This is a genomic window from Nitrosomonas sp. (genome assembly GCF_020852615.1).
In the GTDB taxonomy this organism is placed as follows: domain Bacteria; phylum Pseudomonadota; class Gammaproteobacteria; order Burkholderiales; family Nitrosomonadaceae; genus Nitrosomonas.
Genome location: NZ_JADZAJ010000023.1, coordinates 108,619 through 131,872, shown reverse-complemented (window position 1 = coordinate 131,872; position 23,254 = coordinate 108,619). Strand labels below are relative to the sequence as shown.

Below are 23,254 nucleotides of genomic sequence, written 5' to 3'. Positions count from 1 at the left end.
CATCACAGGATAACCAGATTATCTCTGTGAATCAGCTCATATTCGTCCACATAGCCCAGAGCAGCTTCGATCCGGCTGGTAGGCAAACGCATGATCTTTCGTGATTCGCGGGCGCTGTAGTTAATCAGTCCGCGAGCAATCTCATGGCCCCTGGTATCAAAACAGGATATGGCTTCGCCTCGCTCAAATTCTCCCTTTACTTCCACCACGCCAATTGGCAGCAGACTTTTACCCTCAGTCAGCAGCGCTTTACTGGCTCCATCATCCAGCACCACGCTGCCTCTCACCTGAAGATGATCGGCCAGCCACAACTTGCGCGCCACCTTTACCGGCATATCCGCCAGTAAAGTGGTTCCGATAGCCTCCCCTCCTGCCAAACGAACCAGCACATCCTTCGCTCTGCCTGAAGCAATCACTGTATGCGCTCCACTGCGGGCGGCACGCCTGGCTGCCATCACCTTGCTTTGCATACCGCCACGTCCGATACCGCTCCCCGCCCCACCCGCCACGGATATGATATCCGGGTCACTGACGCTGACCTCCGGGATCAGCACAGCATCGGCATTCTTGCGCGGATCACCGGTAAAAAGCCCTTCCTGATCGGTCAGAATCACCAGCACTTCAGCTTCAATCAAATTGGCAACCAGCGCTGCCAGATTGTCGTTATCACCAAACCGGATTTCATCAGAAACCACCGTATCATTTTCATTAATGACCGGAACAATATGCAGATTCAATAAGGTGAGAATGGTTGAGCGGGCATTCAGGTAACGTTTCCGGCTCGATAAATCGTCATGAGTCAGCAGAATCTGTGCTGTCTGCAGCTCATACTCACTGAAACAATCAGCATAAGCCCGGGCAAGATCCATCTGTCCCACTGCTGCCGCTGCCTGCAGTTCATAAAGCGCAGCAGGGCGCGTTTTCCAGCCCAGCCGCTGCATACCTTCAGCGACAGCACCAGATGAAACCAGCACAATTTCCTTACCCATCTGCCCAAGCCGGAAAATCTGCCTGGCCCAATCTCCCAGTGCATGACGGTCAAGACCATTACCCTCGTTGGTCACCAGGCTGCTGCCAACCTTGACCACAATCCGGCGGGCAGATTGCAGAATTGATTGTGTCATAAAAAATCAGATTTCTTCACTGACAGGCTGTAATTGCTGCAGATATTCCATAATGGCATAAATCAGTGCCTGGCACCCGTTACCCGTCAGCGCCGATACGGCAAACCAGCGATCCTGCCAGTTCAGTGCCTGCAGCAGCCGTGAACAAACAACCTGCTGTTCATCTTCAGGCAACATATCCACTTTATTAAACACCAGCCAGCGGGGTTTGTGATAAAGCGTTTCATCAAATTTACGCAGCTCATCCACCAGCGCTTCAGCTGAACGGACAATATCAATATTTTCGTCAAAAGGGGCGACATCAATCACATGCAACAGCAAGCGGGTACGGCTGAGGTGTTTGAGAAACCGGTGACCCAGGCCAGCACCCTCTGCCGCCCCCTCGATCAGTCCGGGAATATCTGCCATTACGAAACTGCGCCCGGCATCCACCCGAACCACTCCCAGATTGGGGTAAAGCGTAGTAAAAGGATAATCAGCCACTTTCGGGCGCGCCGCGGAAACAGCGCGAATCAAAGTAGATTTACCCGCATTGGGCAGTCCCAGCAACCCGACATCCGCCAGTACTCTGAGCTCCAGCCTGAGTTCGAACTGCTCTCCCGGCTCACCATGGGTAAATTGCCGGGGGGCACGGTTGGTGCTGGATTTGAAATGAAGATTGCCCAGCCCGCCACGCCCTCCTTTAGCCAGGAGCACTTTCTGCTGATCGTGTTCAAGATCAGCCATAAGTTCACCCGTCACATTGTTGGTAATGATCGTGCCGACCGGCATGCGCAACACGATATCTTCCGCCCCTTTGCCATAGCAGTCAGAACCGCGCCCGTTTTCTCCCCGTTTAGCCCGAAAAACCGGCGTAAAGCGATAATCAATCAGGGTATTGAGGTTATGGTCGGCCAGCGCATAAATACTGCCGCCATGACCGCCATCCCCCCCGTTCGGTCCGCCTCTGGGAATAAATTTCTCACGGCGAAAACTGGCGACACCATTACCGCCATCCCCGGCAAAGATTTGTATTTTTACCTCATCAATGAATTTCATATATGCCCTGAAGCAATGATTCCGATTACAGACAAAGAAATTTATTCAGGTAAAAAACCATAATCAAAGTAAAAAGCCCCATCTCTTGAATGGGGCTTTTCTCCAGCTGCACAATCCGGCCGATCGGATGATCAGGAAGGAATAACTGCAACTGTCCTCCGGTTCAGCTGACCTTTAATGGTAAAAACAATCTGGCCATCCACCTTTGCAAACAGGGTGTGATCACGCCCGATCCCGACATTATCGCCAGGGTGGAACTGTGTACCACGCTGACGTACGATAATCCCGCCGGCTCTAATTACTTCACCGCCATAGCGCTTCACACCCAAACGTTTGGAATGGGAATCACGCCCGTTTCTGGAGCTGCCGCCCGCTTTTTTATGTGCCATGAATCTGTCTCCTTATGCAGAAATACCGGTAATTTGAATTTCGGTGTAATTTTGCCGGTGTCCCTGCTGTTTCCGATAATGTTTACGGCGGCGCATTTTGAATATGCGTATTTTGTCATGTCGTCCGTGGCCGATCACGGTTGCGCTGACTTTCGCCTGGTTGAGAAATGGTGCACCTGCAGAAACAGTCTCACCATCCGCAACCATTAACACCTGATCCAGCTGAATATTGCTCCCTGCTTCTGCAGGCAGCGTTTCCACCTTCAATTTGTTACCGACTTCAACCCGGTACTGTTTACCACCTGTTTTGATTACTGCGTACATATCCATCTCCCGTCCTAGAACCGCGCATTATAATGATATCCGCAGGTTTTGTATAACAAATTCAATCACACCACAGCATTTTGTGTTAAGCCAAATCCGCATTATCTGCCGTTCTGCAGACAAAATCCGCCGATCCGGGGCAATGCTATAATCCGGCAGTTTATTTTCAAGCTACAGATATCTCATGCCGGTACCCCACATTACTCATACGCTGAATGCACCCACTCTGGATCTGGAAAAACGTATCCTGGCAGCCAAGCCGACGATCGAGCACTGGTTTCGCAAACAGTGGCAGAACCACACGGTACCATTTTATTGCTCAGTAGATTTACGCAACAGCGGCTTCAAACTGGCACCAGTTGATACCAACCTGTTTCCCGGCGGCTTCAATAACCTGAACCCGGCCTTCATCCCGCTATGCATCCAGGCAATGATGATTGCTGTCGAAAAAATCTGCCCAAGTGCACACAATGTTCTCCTGATCCCGGAAAACCATACACGCAACATTTTTTATCTGCAGAACATTGCCACACTGCAGTCCATCATGCAGCAGGCCGGGATGAACATCCGTATCGGCTCGCTCCTGCCTGATCTCGAACAACCCCTGACTGTCCTGCTTCCGAATGGCGAAACTCTGTTGCTTGAACCGGTACAACGCAAAGGGAACAGGCTTTTTACCGGAGATTTTGATCCCTGCGCCATTATTCTGAACAATGACCTGTCCAGTGGCATACCTGAAATTTTACAGAATCTGGAACAGGTCATCATACCGCCACTCCATGCAGGCTGGGCCACACGCCGAAAATCCTGGCATTTCAGTGCGTACGATAGTGTGGCACAGGATTTTGCTGATCTTATCGGCATTGATCCCTGGCTTATCAACCCTTATTTCACTTCTTGCGGAAGAGTCAATTTCCATGAAAAGGAAGGATTGGATTGTGTCGCTGCCGGTGTAGATGAAATACTGCATCAGATCAGCGAAAAATATGCCCAGTATGGTATCAGCGAAAAACCATTTGTTATCTGCAAGGCTGATTCGGGCACCTATGGCATGGGTATCATGAGCATCAGGGACGGCGCAGAACTCTACAAACTTAACCGCAAGCAGCGCAACAAAATGGCAACCGTCAAGGAAGGTCTTGTTGTCACGAATGTGCTGGTACAGGAAGGGGTACACACATTCGAAAGCATTCACCAGGCTGTCGCTGAACCTGTGATTTACATGATCGACCGCCATGTGGTGGGAGGATTCTATCGGGTTCATACCGGTCGGGGAGTCGATGAAAACCTGAATGCCCCGGGCATGCACTTCGTCCCGCTGGCCTTTGATACCACCTGTATGCAGACCGACCCTGCTGCCCGGCCGGATGCTGCACCGAACCGCTTTTACACCTACGGCGTCATCGCCAGACTGGCATTGCTCGCCTCAGCGATTGAACTCAAGCGGTATCAGCAAGCCCCCTCGCCCGCGCAGGCAGAACACGGATGAAACTGGCTTTTATTCTGGATCCGCTTGACAGCATCAAGATCAGCAAGGATTCAAGCTACGCCATGATGTATGAGGCCGCGTCACGGCGCCATCAGCTGTACACCCTGCAGCAAGGCGATCTGGCATGGAAAAATCACCAGGTGGTTGGCTTTGCACGACCATTAACACTGGTTGACCGGCCAGACAACCCTTATCACTGGTATGAGGAAGGTGGTACCGAAGAAATCCCGCTATCCGGATTTGATGCTGTACTCATGCGCAAGGACCCTCCTTTTGACACTGAATACATCTACAGCACTTACCTCCTCGAACTGGCTGAACACCAGGGTGCTTATATTATAAATAGCCCGAGGGGTATCCGTGATCACAATGAAAAACTGGCAATTACCGAATTTCCCCAGTTTATCCCTCCTTCACTGGTTACCAGTCAGGAACAGCTGATTCTCGGATTTCTGACGGAACATGAAGATATCATTCTGAAGCCGCTGGACGGCATGGGCGGAGCAGGTATTTTCCGCGTGCAAAACACCGACCACAACATCGGCGTCATCATCGAAACGCTGACACGCTATGGTACGCGCACCATCATGGTGCAGCGATTTTTGCCGGAAATCAGGGAAGGTGACAAACGTATATTACTGATTGCCGGGAAACCTGTTGATTATGCACTTGCACGCATCCCCAAACCTGGAGAAACACGCGGCAACCTGGCAGCCGGAGGCACCGGCAAAGCACAGCCGCTATCAGTTCACGACAGAAAAATTGCTGAAACACTCGGATCAATACTCTACGCACGCGGTTTAATGCTGGTAGGGCTGGACGTTATTGGAAACCACCTGACAGAAATAAACGTCACCAGCCCAACCGGCATGCGGGAAATCTCTGACCAAACCGGCATCAATGTTGCCGGATTAATGATTGATGCGCTGGAACAGGCACAAATACACCGTTCGACAGGAAGAATGCACCTTTCCACTGCGCAACCGCCAGATTTACCCCATCCCGATTCCTGATCACAAGCACCCCGCAGCTCATACTTCAGTTTATACCCGCTGCTTATTACACCCGCTTATCCGATTTATATCGAAAAAAAAGGCCTGCTAAGCAGGCCTTTTTTGAAGAAAAGCGGATTAATTAATAACCACCCTTCCAGGCATCTCCCGATTTTTCTCTTGCTTTCTGGGCGACAGCAACAGCATCACCGCATTTCACTCTGACAACCTTTCCATTTTCTGTTCTCGAATGGCTTTTTACAACATCGGTTGCTTTCTTATCTTTGCAGGCGATGTAATTAAGCATATCTTCAGCACTAATCGGTGCCAAAGAAGATTCCAGGTTTCCGCTGGCAAATGTTGCTGTGGAACCCAGTACAAAAGCAGAAACGAAAGCTGCGACGATTACCTTGTTCATTTGCACTCCTCTTCAAGTTTCCTAAAACAAAATCCCTTATCTGATAGCCTTTCAGGCCTCCCTGTAACCCTACCCCCGATCAGCTCCTTTCAGTCTTGAAAACCAGCTCAAACCATCGGCACAGATTACTGGCCGGCACCTTACCCCCCGCCGACCCCGGTTAATACAAACCGGCTACATTCTATCAAGTAATCCATTGCCTTTGCATCTAAAAACGAGTGAATTTCCGTTTTTTCCTCTGTCTAATGACCACAGCAGGCTACAGCGCAAATGCAAATACGCAAACCGGTTATCTGATCTGAACGTTATCAGCCCGTAATTCAGCATAAAAATCATGGTGACATAAAATCACAGCTATCCGGTTTGCACTTTTACCTCTGTACGGTATGCTCTCGCCACCACCCTGACACTCACAAACTGCAGGTGCCAATACTGACTACAGGCTTAATTATCATGAATCACAACACTCACCGCCCGCGTACATTGATTCTTCCACCCGCACCTTATGCAGCAGCCATCGCGATTGGATGGTGGATGGACCGCAATACTCAACCGCTCACCTGGAACTGGGGTGAAGTTACCCGGCCGCTCGGCTGGCTGGGTATCGTAACCGGACTGGCACTTCTGACATGGACAGCCCTCACCCTCCGGCAACATAACACCACTGTCAATCCCTACAAAGCGGCTTCCAGTTTATGTACCACCGGGCCATTCCGCTACAGTCGCAACCCGATATATCTCGGAGACTGGCTGATATTCATTGGCTCATCGATGCTGCTGTCAACCTGGTGGCCGCTGTGCTTTGCACCACTGATCTGGGTAATGCTGCGTTATGGCGTCATTCGTCATGAAGAAGCACACCTGGAAGCCAGATTTGGGGATATTTACCGAAACTACAAAAACAGGGTGCGGCGCTGGCTGTAAAAAATTTTCCAGCTGTATCACCAACCATCGCCTGCCACCACCTGTCTCAAGGTAAAAACCGGATAGCAGCGACAACCAGACCGCCTACCGTCAGTGTGGTGGCAAACGACCAGATCATGAAACGGTCAATACGGGCAGTCAGCAATTCAAAGCGTTTATCCACCTGTTCGAAACGCTTCTCTATCTGCTCGAAGCGTTTATCCACCTGCTCAAAACGTTTTTCTATCTGCTCAAAGCGCTTCTCCATCTGCTTGAAGCCTTCCAGCATCAAAGCTCGCTGATGTTTCAGCTCTTCTTCCACACGAACAATCCGCTCCCTCAGTTCAAGTTCGTAGCGTACGTTCGCCACTCCCAACTCCGGTCTTTCGGATAGTGCTTTCGCAATCAGATCCTGAATAACAGCGATATCTTCCTGTGCCAGCGCCATTGCATTGTTTTCCTTTAATTTTTCTGCCAAAGCATAACACAGCAGACAATAAAAGAACGGTTAAGGTTTCCTGAAAACCACTCCCGAAAACCATCAACCGTTCCCATTGGCATTAAAACCTTCACAACACGACAATCATGCCGCCTTCCGCGCAAAAACCCCTCGGGCAGCACGCATGCCACGCAGATATTTCACCTGCCGGGCAGCGCACAGCTCGGTAAGATGCACCGGAGCACCAACCGCACTGCCAAAATGTTTCATCAGATCTGCCGCACAGTCGATGAACCGTTCCGGGTCAATCTTCAAACGCTGCAACAGCGCCGGTATCTGCTCACCAATTTTGCCGCGTTTATCCGGATGCAGACAACGACCGGCAGCTTCAACCAGATCGAGATAATCCTCAAAAGCAAATGGAATGGCGGCACACAGCTCACCAGCCGCATCAAACGGAAGCAAAGGCTGCAACGGCAGTTGCGCCAACTGCGCCAGATGGCTTTCCGACCGCGTTTCCTCACCTGTATCAGCAGAAATATTATTCAATTCGGCCGACGAAAACAAAGAAGGATCCTTCCGTTCCACACGCGCCCCCCCGGCATACTTTCGTAACCGATGCTTTTTTCCGATCGGGAACGACGACTGCAATTGCGCCAAACGCTCGGCCACCGAAGTATATTCCGAATCCTCCGGCGTCTCCGCCATCGCCGCACGAATCGGGTTCAGATCAACATAAGCCATTGCCGTCAGCACCGCCTGCTCATCCAGCAGCGCCTGACTCCTGAAGCGCCCCTCCCAGAAACGGCCGGTCACTTTATCTTCCACATTTGCCTGACGAGCCACTGATTCATTCAACACCCGCATGAACCACGACAAATCACACAATCTCGCACGCCAGACCTCCGTCCATTCATCAATTGCCGCCAGCTCCCCCTGATCCAGGTCACCACTTTCCCCAGCCAGCAAACGCTGCACCAGCAACGGACCGGAAAACAGCTGCGTCCAGCGCCGCAACACCTCATCCCGGCTCCAGCGCTGCGCCCGCACAGCATCCACCCGCAACACCAGATGATAATGATTGCTCATCACCGCATACGCCGCCACATCAATGGCAAATACCCCGGCAAGCTGCTTTACCCGCTCCACAATCCAGCCACGGCGATGATCAAAATTCTGCCCGGTATGCGCATCCTCACCACACAAAAATGCCCGTCGCACACAACGACAGACAACGTGATACCACGGTGTATCAGAAAGAGAAATGAGAGAGGAACGAGGTTTAGTCATGGAAGAAGAGTTTAGCCGGCAAAGCACAAACTGTCAAACAACATGGGTGTCCTTTTGTTTTTTCTTTGCTTTTATTTGTTTTTGTTTTTTGTCTGCCCCATTTTGTATTGTTTGCTTTGTTTGTGCGATAAAAAAGGGGCCAAAGCCCCTTTTTTATATACACATATTTAATATTATTAAGGAGTAGTTGTACTACTAGCACTAACACCAGGGCAGCTCTTCGGAGTGTATTTACTGTCCGCATCGGAGGCGCATGTCCAAGTCCCATCAGTCCGTGTCAAAGTAATTTTTTTACCGGCAACTTGAGACGGAGCATTCGTAAGCGTACATTCAATAGAGTTTGCTGAGGTAACAATAGTACAATTGCTAGTTGGTGTTTTAAGGCCAATAATTGTAGGGTCAGCGCCAACCGTATCGCCATTGTTGACTCGGTCTTCAAATGCAGTTTTCCCAGCTGAAATTTCTGCTAGGCCAGCCGTTACCTTCGATTTAGCCTGGTAATCTGAATACGCCGGAATCGCCACGGCCGCCAGAATTCCGATGATCGCCACCACGATCATCAATTCAATCAAAGTAAAACCTTTTTGTACATGTTGCATGGTTAAGTTCTCCATCGGATTAACAAATAAAACAAATTCTCATGGTATTGCTTTTCTTGGATACTGCTGGGGAGTATAACGACGGCCTTTCACCTGACTTTAGAAATTTCCTGATTTCTGTTTTCCTCACCCGCCATTTTCTTTCCGGCACCTCATCTCCATGCAGGTTTCTCTCCGCGGCATAACATGCTTCTCCCCTGCCAGAACAGGGAAATAGCCAGCGTTTAGGTGATTATTCACATCATCAAAACCACGAGGCATTCACCATAATTCGCTCGTATTTACACCCATGCAGGAGAAATCATGAGCGAAGCAACAGCACCGGCCACACCCGCTGCACCCGCCGCGACAGGCAGCAAAAAAAAGGTCATTTTACTGGCCCTGACCGGAATACTGGCCATCGGCGCAGGGGTGGGCGGCACCTGGTATTACATGAAGCATCTGCAGACAGATGATAAAACAGAAGCCACTGATAAAAAGAAGAATATACCCACTGCTTTCATCAAGCTGGAGAGTTTTACCGTTAACCTGCAACCGGAACAGGCGGACAGTAAACAACCCCATTACCTGCAGGTGGAACTCTCCCTCAAAGTCAATGAATCCGACATCATCAAGATGATTGACGAGAAAAAACCGGAAGTCCGCAACCAGATTCTGCTATTACTGACCAGTAAAAAACCGTCTGAAATCAATACACTGGATGGCAAACAGAAACTCAGCCAGGAGATCATTCAGGCAATTAAATCCAGGGTGGATGCTGAAGACCTGAAAGATGATGTTCTGGATGTGCTGTTCACCTCTTTCATCATCCAGTAAACCCAGACACCATGGCCGAGAATTTTCTTACCCAGGATGAAGTTGATGCGCTGCTGAATTTTGATAGCGGCAACCCGCATCAGCAAACGGCCCAGAAAGAAGATGAGGTCACCGGTCCGGGCGGAGTGCGCCCCTACAACCTGGCGACGCAGGAACGGATTGTGCGCGGCCGCATGCCTGCTCTGGAAATCATTAATGCGCGCTTCGCCAATTCGCTGCAGATCGGGCTGTATAACTTCCTGCGCCGGGGGGTTGATATTTCCGCCGGTTCAATCAAAACCATCAAATACAGCGAATTTACCCGCTCGCTGGTGGTTCCGGCAAACATCAATCTGGTCGGCATAAAACCACTGCGTGGCACGGCACTGTTCACCATTGATCCCAACCTGATTTTCCTGATCGTGGATAACCTGTTCGGCGGGGATGGCCGTTTCCACACCCGGGTGGAAGGACGGGAATTCACCATGACCGAACAGGGCATTATCCGGCGTTTGCTCGATGTGCTGTTCGAGCATTATGAAAAAGCCTGGCACTCAGTTTATCCGGTCAGGTTTGAGTATCTTCGCGCGGAAATGAACCCGCAATTCGCCAATATCGTGGCACCCAACGACATGGTTGTTGCAAGCTGCTTTGAACTCAATCTGGGGGGTAATCGCGGTGATTTTTACACCTGTATCCCCTACACCATGCTGGAGCCGATACGCGACCTGCTGAATAACAGCATGCAGGAAGACCAGGTGGAAGTGGATAAGAACTGGATCAGATCACTAACCAGGCAGGTACAGGGAGCAGAAATAGAAATTATTGCCAATCTGGGCCAGGCCAGGGTGACGCTGCACCAGATACTCAATATGCAGGAAGGCGATGTCATTGCACTCGATATCCCGGATACCGTTGTTGCCATGGCAAACAATGTACCGGTCATGGATTGCCATTACGGCATTCTCAATGATCACTACGCACTTAAAGTTAAAACCATACGATCTCCAAACGAAACTGACTGATACCGGAGCAGAAGATGAATGAATCCACACTGATTGAACCACAAACCGAACAGGACGACTGGGCTGCCGCCATGGCAGAACAGCAGGCGGCTGAGGCACAGCCTGCGGCAGATGAGGATGTATCCTCTTCCCATTCATCTGCACAACTGACGGGTGACAGCCTGGCAAAGCCATCTCCCATTTTTGAGCAGTTTTCCAGAAACGATGTGCTGAACGACACCCGTAACGATATTGACATGATTCTGGATATTCCGGTGCAACTGACTGTCGAGCTCGGTCGCACCCGCATTGCAATCAAGAACCTGCTGCAGCTGGCGCAGGGTTCTGTAGTGGAACTGGACGGTATGGCAGGTGAGCCGATGGATGTACTGGTCAACGGCTGTTTGATCGCTCAGGGGGAAGTGGTCGTTGTCAACGATAAATTTGGCATTCGCCTGACTGACATCATCACGCCCAGTGAACGCATACGCAAACTCAATCGCTAGTTGATAACAGCGATGATACCTGCGGCACGGATCACCCGATACATGCAATCCCTCCGTATCCGGGCAGGCGCTGCCTGGTGGTGGCTGCTGCTGTGCCTGCCACAGCCACTGCTTGCCGAACCGGTAAAAAATCAGTCCCATGCCCAGTCCTATATCCAGCCACCGCCGGTTGTTTCCACCGAAAGCATGCTGCAGCTTTCAGCAAGCCTGCTGGTGGTGCTGGCACTGATTGCGCTGATCGCCTGGCTATTCAAAAAGATCGGTTTTCATCCCGCCAGCCGGACCGGATTACTGAAAATTATTTCTGCGGCCAGTGTCGGACAGCGGGAGAAAGTGGTCATTGCCGAGATCGACGATACCTGGCTGGTGTTGGGCGTTGCGCCGGGACAGGTGAATCTGCTGCACCAGATGCACAAAAAATCACCGGCGGCAGGCGAAGTAACGGAATCACCGGCTGCCAATCATTTTGCAGAAAAGCTGCAAGCCTCTCTGGAGCAGAACCATGAACACTGAATTACCGGATTCGCCCCGCATGAATAAACGCGGTATTGGCTATGGCTCCCTATTGCTGGGAATAGGAATCTGCTTTGCCACCCCGGTGCTGGCACAAAAAACCGGTTTTCCCGCCATTACCGGCACAACTGCCGCAGGAGGCAGCACCACTTATTCTCTCAGCCTGCAAACGCTGCTGCTGCTGACTTCGCTGACATTTTTACCGGCAGTCATGCTGATGATGTCCAGCTTTACCCGCATCATCATTGTTCTGTCCCTGCTGCGACAGGCGCTGGGGACACAGTCTTCCCCTCCCAGCCAGGTGTTGCTCGGCCTGGCGCTGTTTTTATCCTTTTTTATTATGTCGCCGGTACTCGACCGGATTTATACGGATGCGTACCTGCCGTTTTCAGAAGACAAAATCAGCGTTGTTGAAGCGATGGAAAAGGCAAGCGATCCGCTCAAATCTTTTATGCTGCGTCAGACACGTGAGGCTGATATTGCTCTGTTCGCACGGATTGCCGGAAGCGAGGAAATCGAAAGCCCGGAACAGGTACCGATGAAAATACTGGTGCCGGCCTATATCACCAGTGAGCTGAAAACCGCATTCCAGATCGGATTTGTCGTGTTTATCCCGTTTCTGATCATTGATATGGTGGTTGCCAGCACGTTAATGGCAATGGGGATGATGATGCTGTCCCCCATGATTATCTCGCTGCCGTTCAAGCTGATGCTGTTTGTGCTGGTGGACGGCTGGCATTTGCTGATTGGCTCGCTTACTCAGAGTTTTTATGTCTAGCCGGAAAAACAGGGAGAACAAACCATGAGCCCGGAACAGGCAATGACCATCGGCCGGCAGGCAATGGAAATCACGCTGATGATTGCAGCACCCTTATTACTGGTGGCACTGGTGACGGGTTTGCTGATCAGCATCTTTCAGGCGGCAACACAGATCAATGAAATGACGCTGTCGTTCATCCCGAAACTGCTGGCCATATTTACCACGCTGGTGCTGGCCGGCCCCTGGATATTGCAGGTCATGATGGATTACATTGAAAGGCTCTATGCCAGCATTCCCTGGATCATCAGCGGCTAAACCCGGATCCGTCAGGGTGATTCCGGTCAGGGAACCGCTGGCCACGCACGGGCAACCGGTTCACCCATGATCAGCATTACCACCGAACAGCTGAATGGCTGGCTGGCTGTACTGATCTGGCCACTGGTGAGAATTCTTGCCATTCTCGCCAGCACCCCCCTGCTGGGCAGCAGCTCGATCCCGACGCCGGTCAAACTGGGGCTGGCCCTGTTGCTCGCCATTCTGATCGCCCCCCTGCTGCCCCCGTTGCCACAGATTGATCCGGGTTCCGGTATTGGTCTGATTGTACTGATGCAACAGGTCATTATTGGACTGGCCATGGGATTTTCCATGCGCATTATCTTCACGGCAATTGAAATGGCGGGGGAAATCACAGGATTGCAGATGGGGCTCGGGTTTGCCATGTTCTTCGATCCCCAGCAATCCGGACAGGTCCAGGTAATCGGCCGCTTCTACGGACTGCTGGCCACCCTTTTTTTTCTGGCGATCGACGGACATCTGCAGGTCATTACCATACTGGCAGAGAGCTTCACGACACTGCCTGTCGGGACAGACGGGATAAATACCGCTTCATTTACGGCACTCGTCGACCGGGGAGTCATGATTTTCACGCTGGGGTTACATTTGGCCCTGCCCGTCCTGACGGCGTTGCTGATTACCAACCTGGCGCTGGGTATCCTGACACGCGCCGCGCCGCAGCTGAACATTTTTGCAGTCGGATTTCCACTGACGCTGGGAATCGGCCTGCTGGTCATGTCATGGGTACTGCCTTACTGCACGCCTTTATTCAGCCAGATCTTCCGGGAAAGTTTCTCCTTCATGCAATCCCTCGCGGGGGGAGCAGTCCACTGGACCGGAATACCATGATCCCAATCCTGTTCACAATTCAGCCCTGTGTAACAGGTACGCCCGCAATATTCTCCGGATTAACCGGATTTTTTACCCCCTGTTCGACTGATTGCCTTTTCCCGGCAATTGGTAATGTAAGCGTCATTCGCACACCTTTCTTGAGAAAACGGTAACCATCATGCTATTCAAATCTCATCTCCGGTCAATTCTGAACATCACCCCTCAGACAGAAAACACAGATGAATCCAATGTCGTCGCACTCCATACCGGGAAAACTGCTGATGATGCGCTATCGTCCGCCAGTGATACTCTGGAGCAGGAAGATTACGGTGCTTCTGTCTATGACAATCCTGCTTCCCGGCTGACAGCTGAGAATATGGCTATCCGGGAAGCCAAGAACCGGATCGAAACCGAGGCAAGAGCGCGCGTTACGGCAGAAGCACGTGCCCGAGTGGAAGCCAGTGCCAGACTGGCGGCTGAAGCGCGTATCAAGGCTGAAACTGCCGCTACGGAAGAAGCCCGGGCACGCACCAGAGCAGAAGCCATGGCTGCCCATGAGGCACAAACCCGACAGGAACTGGAAGCCAGACTGCGCCAGACAGCGGAAGACGGCCTCAGAGCAGAGAAAGAAACCGTGGCTGCATTGCGCGCCAAAGTGCAAGCCGAGGCTTCCACGACTGAAAAAGCCCGCAGACGCTTGCAGGAAGAGGCACTGGCACTGAAAAAATCCCAGGAACGGGAGCTGGCGGAACAAAGAGCCATTGAGGCGGCTATTGCCAGAAGAAAAACCAGTGAAGAAGCACTCAAAATAGCGCTTGCCGCCTCTGCCGCTGAAGCGGAAGCCACCGCCCTGGCGCGTACAAAAATTGAGGAAAACGAAAAAAGTATGGCGCTGGCCAACGCCCGGATGGAAGCCGAGCGTCAGGCCATTGAAGAAATCCGCTTGCGCACTGAAGCGGAAGCCAGTCTGGCAGCAAAAGCACAGGAAAGATTGCAGGCTGAAGTCAGTGCACGCGAAGCAGAACAGGCCCGGCTTGATGCTGAAAAGAAAGCGGCTGAAGCGGCACAATCCCGGTGCGAGCTTGATCTGGCTGCAAAATCAGAAGCAGAAGCGCGTGCCACGGCCGAGCTGGAGGCGGCGGCGGCTGAACGTGCCCGGATCGAAGCGGAACGGAAAGCCAGAGCTGTTGCGGAACAGGTTGCGCTGGCGGAAAAGGAAGCAGCCCGGGCCGCACAGGAACGCTCCCGGGCAGATGAACTGTTACTGGAAAAAACAAGAATATATGCCGTGGCGGAAAACGAGGCACGTGCTGCAGCTGAAGCCCGTACACAGGCAAAAGAACAGGAAACCGCCATTTTCAATGAAAAGGCACAGACTGATCAGGCAGTAACCGATGCGATCAAAGAACGTATACAGGCCCAGGAAACGGCAATCCGGCGTGCCCGGGCCAGGGCTGCTGCAGAGGCAGTTGCGAGAAAAACGGCTGAAGATAAAATTGCGGCAGAAACATGCGCGACTGAGCTCGCTGAAGAAAGAGCCGCACTGGACAAACAGGTTGAGACAGAAGCCAATGAACTGGCCGAAACCGAAGCGCGCCTGATCGAAAACAAGAAAAAACAGGCTGAAGCGATTCAGCAGGCCAAATCAGCGGCGGCGGCACGTATTGTGATTGAGCAGAAACTGACTGAGCTCTCAACCCGCATTGCACAAGACCGGGTCATTGCCATGGTGAAAATGGAAGAACAGCTTAAGGCAGCTGAAATTGCGGCAGCCACTGAACTGCATAAGATCCAGACTGCATCTTCGGCATCGAAGGCAATACGGGATCGTATCGAACAGGATACCCTGGCGGTTGAGCGTGCCATTGCCCGGGAAGCGGTTGAAACCATGGCGGCTGAAGCGGCTGCGGCGCGCATTCGGGCAGATGAAACTGCAATTGCCCAGGCAACCCGGCTCATTCAGCATTGTCTGAGTGAGGATGATCTGGTGGCTGAAATCATCACGCACAAAGCCGTATCAGCCCAATCCGATGAATCTGCTGAATCTGCTGATACGGAAACATCAGTCAACTCTGACGGGACACCCGGCCAGCCAACTCTTGATGCTTCAGAGAATCCGGCAGAGCAGGATATTTCCCCCGGCCAGTCCACAGAAGAAACTGAAGAAACCGCAATACAAACAATTGAGTAACTTCTTCCCCATACCGCACAGTATGATGCATACTGTGCGGTTCTCTTTAGAGGATTCTTAAGCTCAAATCATTTCGGGGAGATTATTTGAGCTTATTTCCCGGGCCTGATTACTGTGACTACCGGACCAATTACTGGACTAATACCGGATTAATTACTGGACTTATCCACCAGACGGCAGCAAGGTACGCAATGTACCCGCCAGGATTTTTTCAAAATCCAACCAATAACAATACTAAAAACCAGAGGGACAATAAGTATGCTGAAAACTTTGTGCAAAGCTGTATTACCGGCTGTGCTGGCGGTTGCCAGTGCCGATGGCTTTACCATGCACCACCTGAAGGAAAAGACCACCACGCTCCAGGATCAGCAACAGATCAGTATCACTATCTACAACGACAATCTGGCAATGGTTCGCGATCTGCGCCATGTTTCCCTGGAAGAAGGCATGAACAGGCTGGCCTGGGGCGAAGTTTCAACCCGGATACGCCCGGAAACCGCATTGTTGACCCCCCTTGAAAAAACATCTGAAATCCGGGTAGTCGAACAGAATTTCGACTTTGATCTGCTTTCTCCGGAAAAGCTGCTGGAAAAATATCACGGACGCAGCGTCAACGTGGTTCATACCAACCCGGTCACCGGAGAAGAAACGATGGAAGCTGCCACGGTGCTTTCCACCAGTGATGGAATCGTACTGAAATTCAGAGATCGGATTGAAACGGGCATGCCGGAACGAATTATCTTTCCGGATGTACCCGACGACCTGTACGAGCACCCCACACTTTCGCTTCTGCTGGATGGTGCGGCTCCGGGTAAACATAAGCTGGAATTATCCTATCTGACCAGCGGACTTTCCTGGCAGGCGGATTATGTAGCCACACTCAATGCAGATGATACCCGGCTTGGCCTTATTGGATTGGCCACACTGACCAACCATAGCGGCATTACTTACCCGGAAGCGCATTTGCAACTGATGGCCGGAGAACTCAGCCTGATTTCAGTTGAGCCGCATCCGGCCAGAAAAATGATGGCCATGGTGGCTGATGCAACCGAGTATCAGGAGACCAGAGAAGAACCGCTGTCTGAATATCATCTTTACACATTGCCGGCCGCAACCACTCTGGCAGAAAACCAGGCCAAACAGATCACACTGATGTCAGCAACGGCTATTCCGGTTGCGCAGGAGTTTTTGTTGCGCGGGATGGAGACGTACTACTTTAATAAATATAACAACCAGGACAGCAGGCTGAATCCGGTTGTACTCTTCCAGTTTGACAATAAGGGACAGGGGCTGGGGGTGCCGTTGCCAAAAGGGACTGTCCGTGTCTATAAAAACGATGCACAAAATAACATGCAGTTTCTGGGGGAAGATCGTATCGATCACACAGCAAAAGACGAGCGGGTCCGTGTAAAGCTGGGCAGAGCCTTTGACATCACTGCCACCAGAACCCAAACGGATTTTCAGCAGCTGGACACACCTTCTAAACGCTTCACCGAAACCGCACATCAGATTGAAATTCGCAACACCCGTCAGGAAGATATCAGTATCCGGGTACAGGAGCCTATTCCCGGTGACTGGATAATGATTTCAGAATCCATGCCTCATACCAAACCTGCTTCCAGCCTGGCTGAATGGATGATGCGGGTACCGGCAAATGAGAAAGTGATATTGAGCTACCGGGTCCGCGTCAGGCACTAGAAACGCAAGTACCAGAAACGCCGGATCAGACAGTCGCGATTTCCCGGTATTACTCTCCCCGGCTTCTGATTCCCAGCAGGTAGTCTTTGACCAGATGAATCTGGGCTTCATCCATCAGCATGGGTGAGTGCCCGATACCCGCCAGCTCGGTAATCTGCACATCAGGCCGGCGCTGCATTCTGCCGGCTGTTTCCGGTGTCAGTACACCGGATTTTTCACCACGAAGTACCAGAACCGGAAGGTTCAGCCTGTCCCAGTAAGCCCATAAATCGATGTCTTTTATATGATCCGGCCTGAAGCCGGATGAAATGGCCGGATCGTAACGGTAGCCAATTGTCCCGTCTCCATATTCACGTGCACTATATTTCGCCAGATGGTGCCATTGCGCATCAGTAAACCGGCTGTAAGGTAACGCTGTACGGCGCATGTGGAATTCCAGTTCACTCAGACTGTGAAAACGCGGATCTGTACCAATCGTACCGGAAAACAGACCCAGCACCCCGGCAGGAACAAATGGCCCGATGTCACTCATTACCAGTGCCCTGATGTGGTAGGGAACCGTCTCACGCTGACGGGCAGCCAGCAGCATGCCGATCAGCCCTCCCATTGATACCCCGACCCAGTAAACATGGAGATGGCTGTTGTGGTTCTGCCGGTAAATGTGTTCAAGCACACGTTCCATATCCGACACATAGGTTGCTGCCGAATTGTAATCAGCAGCCTCGGCCAGCCAGTCACTTCGCCCCCGCCCTGCCATATCTACACAAACCACTCTGAAATCCTGCTCCAGCGCTGCTGCGAGAAAATCAAAATCCCTGCAGTTACGGGTTAACCCGTGGGCGCACACCACCACATATTTATTCTTTGGATCTCCCCAATCGGTATACGCAAGCTGACGCCGGTTCCGCCCGGGTTTCATTTTTCCGGACTGCTTTGGCGCTGGCAGGAATTGCCATGTGATCGCAGAAAAATCTTTCATGGTATTTTCAGGGATTAAGAAAAATCGGTCCGGCGCGGCAGACTTACAGCATTGCAACTGATAACAACTGCAGCTGTGTTTTTACAGCAGATACCACCGAAAAAAACGAAGGTTGTTACAAAAGCGATTACCCGGCACCTGTTTAAATAAAAACAATAAAAACAGCGAAAACAACAGCCGTTCAGTTTCCTGGAAAACCAAGGAACCTCTGATTAAGCCCTCCATGAGCCGCATAGCAGGCAAAATCGTGATGATCGCAAGGAGCGCGACGAAGGTCGCAGCTATTTTCTATGATGCCGAGGAGCACGACACAGCGAGCGCATGATTTTGCCGCAACCTTTTAGGGTACAGGTTTTTCAGACAGACTGTGGCGTTGAGCCCGTTGTGAAGGGGCCAGCCACACTGCCTCACCCGCCTTGCACTCCATCTGCAAAACACGGTGTGTGGCCATGCGGGACTTGATCAGAGCGGTTCCCTAACGTCTGCGAAGCGCTTTTGCAATCCGCATTCTCAGCGCATTGAGCTTAATAAAGCCCGCTGCATCCGCCTGATGATAGGCACCGCCATCTTCTTCAAAGGTGGCAATATTGGGATCAAACAGTGAATCTGTCCTGGAATCACGCCCGACTACCGTTACATTGCCTTTATAGAGCTTGACCCGAACCCAGCCATTGACGTTGACCTGGGATTCGTTGATCAGTCCCTGCAGCAGTTTTCTTTCCGGGCTCCACCAGTAGCCGTTATAAATCAATGCAGCGTAACGCGGCATCAGGTCATCCTTCAAATGGGCAACTTCCCGGTCAAGCGTGATCGACTCGATTGCACGGTGAGCACGCAACATGATGGTACCGCCCGGGGTTTCATAGCAGCCGCGCGATTTCATTCCGACATACCGGTTTTCCACCAGATCAAGGCGCCCGATACCATGTTTTCCACCCAGCTGGTTAAGCCTGGCCAGAACAGCCGCGGGCGACAGCTTCTCCCCGTTCAATGCAACGATATCACCCCGTTCATATTCCAGATCCAGGTATTCAGGCTCATTCGGTGCGGCTTCCGGCGATACCGTCCAGCGCCACATGCTTTCTTCCGGCTCGGCAGCGGGATCTTCCAGCGCACGGCCTTCGTAGGAAATATGCAGGAGATTGGCATCCATGCTGTAGGGTGACCCCTGCTTTTTCTTCATTTCAATCGGAATGCCCTGTTTCTCGGCATACGCCAGCAGTTTTTCACGTGAAGTCAGATCCCACTCACGCCAGGGAGCGATAACACGGATATCCGGCTGTAATGCGTAGTAACCAAGTTCAAAACGTACCTGATCGTTTCCTTTACCGGTAGCCCCATGCGAAACCGCATCAGCCCCCGTCTGCTGTGCAATTTCCACCTGCCGTTTGGCAATCAGCGGCCGGGCAATACTGGTACCCAGCAGATACTCTCCCTCATAAATCGTATTGGCACGGAACATGGGAAAAACATAATCGCGCACAAATTCTTCACGCAGATCTTCAATAAAAATTTCTTTGATCCCAAACTGAACGGCTTTGGCGCGGGCAGGTTCAATTTCTTCACCCTGACCCACATCCGCCGTGAAAGTAACAACTTCACACTGGTAAGTATCCTGCAGCCATTTCAAAATAACCGAGGTATCCAGCCCGCCTGAAAATGCCAATACTGCTTTCTTAACTTTATCCATGTCCCTTCACAATCAAAAAATTTCCAGGTAATCTGGGGTTACCTGATACCAATCCTGCCCAGCAGCAAATATTCCATCAGTGCTTTTTGTGTATGCAGCCGGTTTTCAGCTTCATCCCACACCACTGACTGGGGCCCGTCAATCACTTCCGCATCCACTTCCTCTCCCCGGTGCGCCGGCAGACAGTGCATGAACAGCGCCTCTTTTTTAGCGCCTGCCATCATTTCAGCATCCACCCGAAAATCGGCAAAATCGTTTTTACGCGCAACCGCCTCATCTTCAAAACCCATGCTGGTCCATACATCTGTTGTAACCAGATCAGCATCCCTGACCGCATCATGCGGGGAAGCAAACTGCTCGTAGTGATCCGTACCGTACAAACCGGCCCGTTCCGGCTCTACTTCATAGCCCGGCGGAGTGGAGACATGCACGTTGAAATCAAATACCTCGGCGGCCTGCAGCCAGGTATTGCATACATTATTGGAATCACCAATCCATGCCACGGTTTTACCCGTAATGCTTCCGCGGTGCTCCATGAAGGTATAAATATCCGCGAGGATCTGGCAGGGATGATATTCGTCTGTTAATCCATTAATCACCGGCACACGTGAATTTTCCGCAAAACGGGTGATGATTTCATGTTCGTGCGTACGTATCGTAATGATATCGACCATCCTTGAAATCACCCGGGCAGCATCTTCGACCGGCTCGCCACGGCCCAGCTGAGTATCTCGTGTTGACAGGTAAATGGCACTGCCGCCCAGCTGGTGCATTCCGGCTTCGAATGAAAGACGGGTACGCGTCGAATGTTTCTCGAAAATCATGGCAAGCGTTCGGTCAGTCAACGGCCAGTAACGGCGATATTGCTTGAATTCATTCTTGATCCAGCGGGTCCGGTCGAACAGGTATTCATGTTCCTGCCGGTCAAAATCCTTAAACTGTAAAAAATGCCTGATCTGCATAAATGCTTTTACTGATAAAAATATTCAGGAGTCTGCATATCTGTCCTGGTAATAAACCAGTGGGAGCAAGACCTGACTGCGCCTGACTGTGTTTGAAAATACGAAGAGGAAAGGTCGGGAAAGGCTTGTCTGGCAGCTATTATGCAGCTGCCGTTACGGCTGTTTTCCCTGATTCTCAAGAAACTGGTCAATGAGTGCAGAAACCTCAACAACCACCTGTTCAGCTTCTGCTTTTTGCATATTCAAAGCCGGCAGCAAACGCACCACTTTTTCGGAAGTCACATTGATCAGCAACCGGCGTTTCAGCGCTTCAGGTACAAGAGCACCACAGGGGACAAGCAGCTCAATTCCGATCATCATCCCCTGCCCGCGAATTTTCAGCACACCCGCCCATGCCTGCAACCGTTTCTCAAACTCCCCCCGCATAAAGCTGCCAATGGAAACAGCGTTATCCATCAATCCTTCCTGCTCGATAATATCAAGGGTGGTCAGGGCTGCCCTGCACGCCAGCGGGTTACCGCCAAAAGTAGAGGCATGATTGCCAGGCTTGAATACTTCTGCCGCTTTTCCACCTGCCAGACATGCTCCAATGGGTACACCTGAGCCCAGTCCTTTCGCCAGTGACATGACATCCGGTCTGATTCCACTGTGTTGAAACGCAAACCATTTTCCGGTACGGCCCAAACCACACTGCACTTCATCCAGCATCAGCAGCCAGCCGTTCTGATCGCAGATTTTGCGCAACCCCTGCAGGTAACTGGCTTGTGGAAAATTAACCCCTCCTTCACCCTGATAGGTTTCCAGCAGGATGGCCACAATTTCTTTATTGTTGGCAGCAACCCTGGTAACCGCTTCCAGATCGTCGTAGGGCACCCGCACGAATCCCGTCAGCAATGGCTCGAAACCCGCCTGTGTTTTGCGGTTGCCCGTGGCCGTCAAAGTTGCCATCGTCCGGCCATGGAACGATCGCTCCATAACGATGACGGTTGGCAGGCTGATTCCCTGATTATGGCCGTAAAGCCGGGCCAGCTTGATAGCGGCTTCGTTCGCTTCCGCTCCGGAATTACAGAAAAAAACCTTATCCAGGCCTGACAGGCCGGCCAGCCTGTCTGCCAGCCGCTCCTGGTGCTGAATATGGTAGACGTTGGAGGTATGAACCAGGGTTGAAACCTGTTCGCACAATGCTTTTGTCAGAGTCGGGTGACAGTGTCCAACACCGCAAACCGCGATACCTGACAGTGCATCGAGGTAGCGGTTACCCTGGTCATCCCACAGCCAAACCCCTTCACCCCTGACAAAAGTAACAGGGAGCCGTGCATACGTATTCATTACATGAGACACAGACAATCCATCCAATTTTTCTAATTCTGAAACAATATGGTGGCCTGCGCCACCCCTCCCGGGGACCAAGCCGTCCCGCATCCGATCGAACCAATGTTCACTTATTTATCATTTCATTTCAAGCAGTTTTTCTGTCGACACCTGGAATGACCGCTTATCTGTCCTGCTATCCGGCATTATTTTTTCTGCCAGGAGCCATTTCCCTGCTGGTACCACCAGCCCGATCTGGCTGAAGCTGTCCAGCGCTGGGCAAATGTCAAACGGATATCCTCTTCCCATTCCGGGTGATTATTGGCCAGTGCGATTTCACGATAAAGCGCATTACGATCCTGATTTTCAGCAGTAACGAGAGAATTGACTGACTGGCGAGATGAAAGTGGCACTGCATTGGCATCACGCAGCGCAACCAGCCCGTCACGGGTCAGCCCTACCGCACCGCTATCATAAAATGGCGCCAGCTGACTATGGCGCTGCTGCATGTTTTGTTTCAACCGGGTAACTGCGGGTGTATTGGCTTCAAAATCAACTGCTGTCGCGGTACCGGCGCACATGAAAAGAATCAGTGCAGTCAGCATCAGGAAGTTAATCAACTGTTTACACACAGATTTTTCCTCTCAGAAAACAGGATTGAACATTACGCCCAACC

25 protein-coding genes are annotated in these 23,254 nt (G+C 51.6%); 12 read left to right on the top strand and 13 right to left on the bottom strand.

From position 1 onward, the window contains the following. Nucleotides 1-2: 2 nt before the first annotated feature. The 4 genes from proB to rplU all read right to left on the bottom strand — a co-directional run bounded on the left by proB (nucleotide 3) and on the right by rplU (nucleotide 2,875). Complete coding sequence (gene proB / locus IT527_RS05615; RefSeq protein WP_292967513.1) at nucleotides 3-1,124, bottom strand: glutamate 5-kinase; 1,122 nt, start codon at nucleotides 1,122-1,124, stop codon at nucleotides 3-5. A 6-nt stretch (nucleotides 1,125-1,130) separates the two neighbouring features. After that, nucleotides 1,131-2,162, bottom strand: coding sequence for an Obg family GTPase CgtA (gene cgtA / locus IT527_RS05610; RefSeq protein ID WP_292967511.1), 1,032 nt, complete (start codon nucleotides 2,160-2,162; stop codon nucleotides 1,131-1,133). Nucleotides 2,163-2,293: 131 nt separating this feature from the next. Then, complete coding sequence (rpmA, locus tag IT527_RS05605) at nucleotides 2,294-2,551, bottom strand: 50S ribosomal protein L27 (protein ID WP_292967509.1); 258 nt, start codon at nucleotides 2,549-2,551, stop codon at nucleotides 2,294-2,296. Nucleotides 2,552-2,563: 12 nt separating this feature from the next. Then, nucleotides 2,564-2,875 (bottom strand): 50S ribosomal protein L21, encoded by a 312-nt coding sequence (gene rplU / locus IT527_RS05600; protein WP_292967507.1) that lies wholly within the window; start codon nucleotides 2,873-2,875, stop codon nucleotides 2,564-2,566. A gap of 184 nt (nucleotides 2,876-3,059) precedes the next feature. Between rplU and gshA the strand changes: the two genes are divergently transcribed. Both gshA and gshB read left to right on the top strand, forming a co-directional pair. After that, nucleotides 3,060-4,364, top strand: a complete 1,305-nt coding sequence (gshA, locus tag IT527_RS05595; RefSeq protein ID WP_292967506.1) for a glutamate--cysteine ligase — start codon at nucleotides 3,060-3,062, stop codon at nucleotides 4,362-4,364. Beyond that, nucleotides 4,361-5,377, top strand: a complete 1,017-nt coding sequence (gene gshB, locus IT527_RS05590) for a glutathione synthase (protein WP_292967505.1) — start codon at nucleotides 4,361-4,363, stop codon at nucleotides 5,375-5,377. The genes gshA and gshB overlap by 4 nt, the downstream gene beginning before the upstream one ends. 121 nt (nucleotides 5,378-5,498) lie before the next feature. Here the strand turns inward: gshB and IT527_RS05585 are convergent, their stop codons facing one another. Further along, on the bottom strand, nucleotides 5,499-5,774 hold the full coding sequence (locus IT527_RS05585; RefSeq protein ID WP_292967503.1) for a hypothetical protein: 276 nt from the start codon (nucleotides 5,772-5,774) through the stop codon (nucleotides 5,499-5,501). A 453-nt stretch (nucleotides 5,775-6,227) separates the two neighbouring features. Here IT527_RS05585 and IT527_RS05580 point away from each other — a divergent pair, with 453 nt between their 5' ends. Then, nucleotides 6,228-6,698: an isoprenylcysteine carboxylmethyltransferase family protein gene (locus IT527_RS05580; protein ID WP_292967501.1), complete on the top strand. Its 471-nt coding sequence runs from the start codon at nucleotides 6,228-6,230 to the stop codon at nucleotides 6,696-6,698. A 46-nt stretch (nucleotides 6,699-6,744) separates the two neighbouring features. Here IT527_RS05580 and IT527_RS05575 read toward each other — a convergent pair whose 3' ends face one another. The 3 genes from IT527_RS05575 to IT527_RS05565 all read right to left on the bottom strand — a co-directional run bounded on the left by IT527_RS05575 (nucleotide 6,745) and on the right by IT527_RS05565 (nucleotide 9,005). After that, nucleotides 6,745-7,155, bottom strand: coding sequence for a hypothetical protein (locus tag IT527_RS05575; RefSeq protein ID WP_292967499.1), 411 nt, complete (start codon nucleotides 7,153-7,155; stop codon nucleotides 6,745-6,747). A gap of 105 nt (nucleotides 7,156-7,260) precedes the next feature. Then, nucleotides 7,261-8,406, bottom strand: a complete 1,146-nt coding sequence (locus tag IT527_RS05570; protein WP_292967497.1) for a transposase — start codon at nucleotides 8,404-8,406, stop codon at nucleotides 7,261-7,263. 176 nt (nucleotides 8,407-8,582) lie between these two features. After that, the gene (locus tag IT527_RS05565; RefSeq protein ID WP_292967495.1) at nucleotides 8,583-9,005 is read right to left on the bottom strand and encodes a pilin; all 423 of its coding nucleotides are present in this window, start codon (nucleotides 9,003-9,005) and stop codon (nucleotides 8,583-8,585) included. Nucleotides 9,006-9,308: 303 nt separating this feature from the next. Here IT527_RS05565 and fliL point away from each other — a divergent pair, with 303 nt between their 5' ends. From fliL to IT527_RS05520, 9 genes are all read left to right on the top strand, one after another. Continuing rightward, the gene (fliL, locus tag IT527_RS05560) at nucleotides 9,309-9,821 is read left to right on the top strand and encodes a flagellar basal body-associated protein FliL (RefSeq protein ID WP_292967493.1); all 513 of its coding nucleotides are present in this window, start codon (nucleotides 9,309-9,311) and stop codon (nucleotides 9,819-9,821) included. An 11-nt stretch (nucleotides 9,822-9,832) separates the two neighbouring features. Continuing rightward, nucleotides 9,833-10,825, top strand: coding sequence for a flagellar motor switch protein FliM (fliM, locus tag IT527_RS05555; protein WP_292967491.1), 993 nt, complete (start codon nucleotides 9,833-9,835; stop codon nucleotides 10,823-10,825). Between the two features lie 14 nt (nucleotides 10,826-10,839). Continuing rightward, nucleotides 10,840-11,310, top strand: coding sequence for a flagellar motor switch protein FliN (fliN, locus tag IT527_RS05550; protein WP_292967490.1), 471 nt, complete (start codon nucleotides 10,840-10,842; stop codon nucleotides 11,308-11,310). Between the two features lie 42 nt (nucleotides 11,311-11,352). Beyond that, nucleotides 11,353-11,823 (top strand): flagellar biosynthetic protein FliO, encoded by a 471-nt coding sequence (fliO, locus tag IT527_RS05545; RefSeq protein WP_292967489.1) that lies wholly within the window; start codon nucleotides 11,353-11,355, stop codon nucleotides 11,821-11,823. 19 nt (nucleotides 11,824-11,842) lie between these two features. After that, complete coding sequence (gene fliP / locus IT527_RS05540) at nucleotides 11,843-12,601, top strand: flagellar type III secretion system pore protein FliP (RefSeq protein WP_363278063.1); 759 nt, start codon at nucleotides 11,843-11,845, stop codon at nucleotides 12,599-12,601. Nucleotides 12,602-12,625: 24 nt separating this feature from the next. Continuing rightward, entirely contained in the window at nucleotides 12,626-12,898 is a 273-nt protein-coding gene (gene fliQ, locus IT527_RS05535; RefSeq protein ID WP_292967485.1) for a flagellar biosynthesis protein FliQ, read from the top strand. A 66-nt stretch (nucleotides 12,899-12,964) separates the two neighbouring features. Continuing rightward, complete coding sequence (gene fliR / locus IT527_RS05530) at nucleotides 12,965-13,765, top strand: flagellar biosynthetic protein FliR (RefSeq protein WP_292967484.1); 801 nt, start codon at nucleotides 12,965-12,967, stop codon at nucleotides 13,763-13,765. A gap of 160 nt (nucleotides 13,766-13,925) precedes the next feature. Next, nucleotides 13,926-15,938, top strand: coding sequence for a hypothetical protein (locus IT527_RS05525; protein WP_292967483.1), 2,013 nt, complete (start codon nucleotides 13,926-13,928; stop codon nucleotides 15,936-15,938). Between the two features lie 258 nt (nucleotides 15,939-16,196). Further along, nucleotides 16,197-17,636, top strand: coding sequence for a DUF4139 domain-containing protein (locus IT527_RS05520; RefSeq protein ID WP_292967482.1), 1,440 nt, complete (start codon nucleotides 16,197-16,199; stop codon nucleotides 17,634-17,636). Nucleotides 17,637-17,685: 49 nt separating this feature from the next. Here IT527_RS05520 and IT527_RS05515 read toward each other — a convergent pair whose 3' ends face one another. The 5 genes from IT527_RS05515 to IT527_RS05495 form a co-directional block, all read right to left on the bottom strand. Then, nucleotides 17,686-18,615, bottom strand: a complete 930-nt coding sequence (locus IT527_RS05515) for an alpha/beta hydrolase (RefSeq protein ID WP_292967480.1) — start codon at nucleotides 18,613-18,615, stop codon at nucleotides 17,686-17,688. 475 nt (nucleotides 18,616-19,090) lie between these two features. Beyond that, on the bottom strand, nucleotides 19,091-20,305 hold the full coding sequence (locus IT527_RS05510; protein ID WP_292967479.1) for an argininosuccinate synthase: 1,215 nt from the start codon (nucleotides 20,303-20,305) through the stop codon (nucleotides 19,091-19,093). Between the two features lie 38 nt (nucleotides 20,306-20,343). Further along, nucleotides 20,344-21,267 carry an ornithine carbamoyltransferase gene (gene argF / locus IT527_RS05505; protein WP_292967477.1) on the bottom strand — a complete coding sequence of 308 codons (924 nt, stop codon included), beginning with the start codon at nucleotides 21,265-21,267 and terminating at the stop codon, nucleotides 20,344-20,346. Nucleotides 21,268-21,420: 153 nt separating this feature from the next. Next, on the bottom strand, nucleotides 21,421-22,608 hold the full coding sequence (locus IT527_RS05500) for an aspartate aminotransferase family protein (protein ID WP_292967475.1): 1,188 nt from the start codon (nucleotides 22,606-22,608) through the stop codon (nucleotides 21,421-21,423). A gap of 176 nt (nucleotides 22,609-22,784) precedes the next feature. Beyond that, nucleotides 22,785-23,210, bottom strand: a complete 426-nt coding sequence (locus tag IT527_RS05495) for a YdbL family protein (protein WP_292967473.1) — start codon at nucleotides 23,208-23,210, stop codon at nucleotides 22,785-22,787. Nucleotides 23,211-23,254 lie beyond the last annotated feature (44 nt).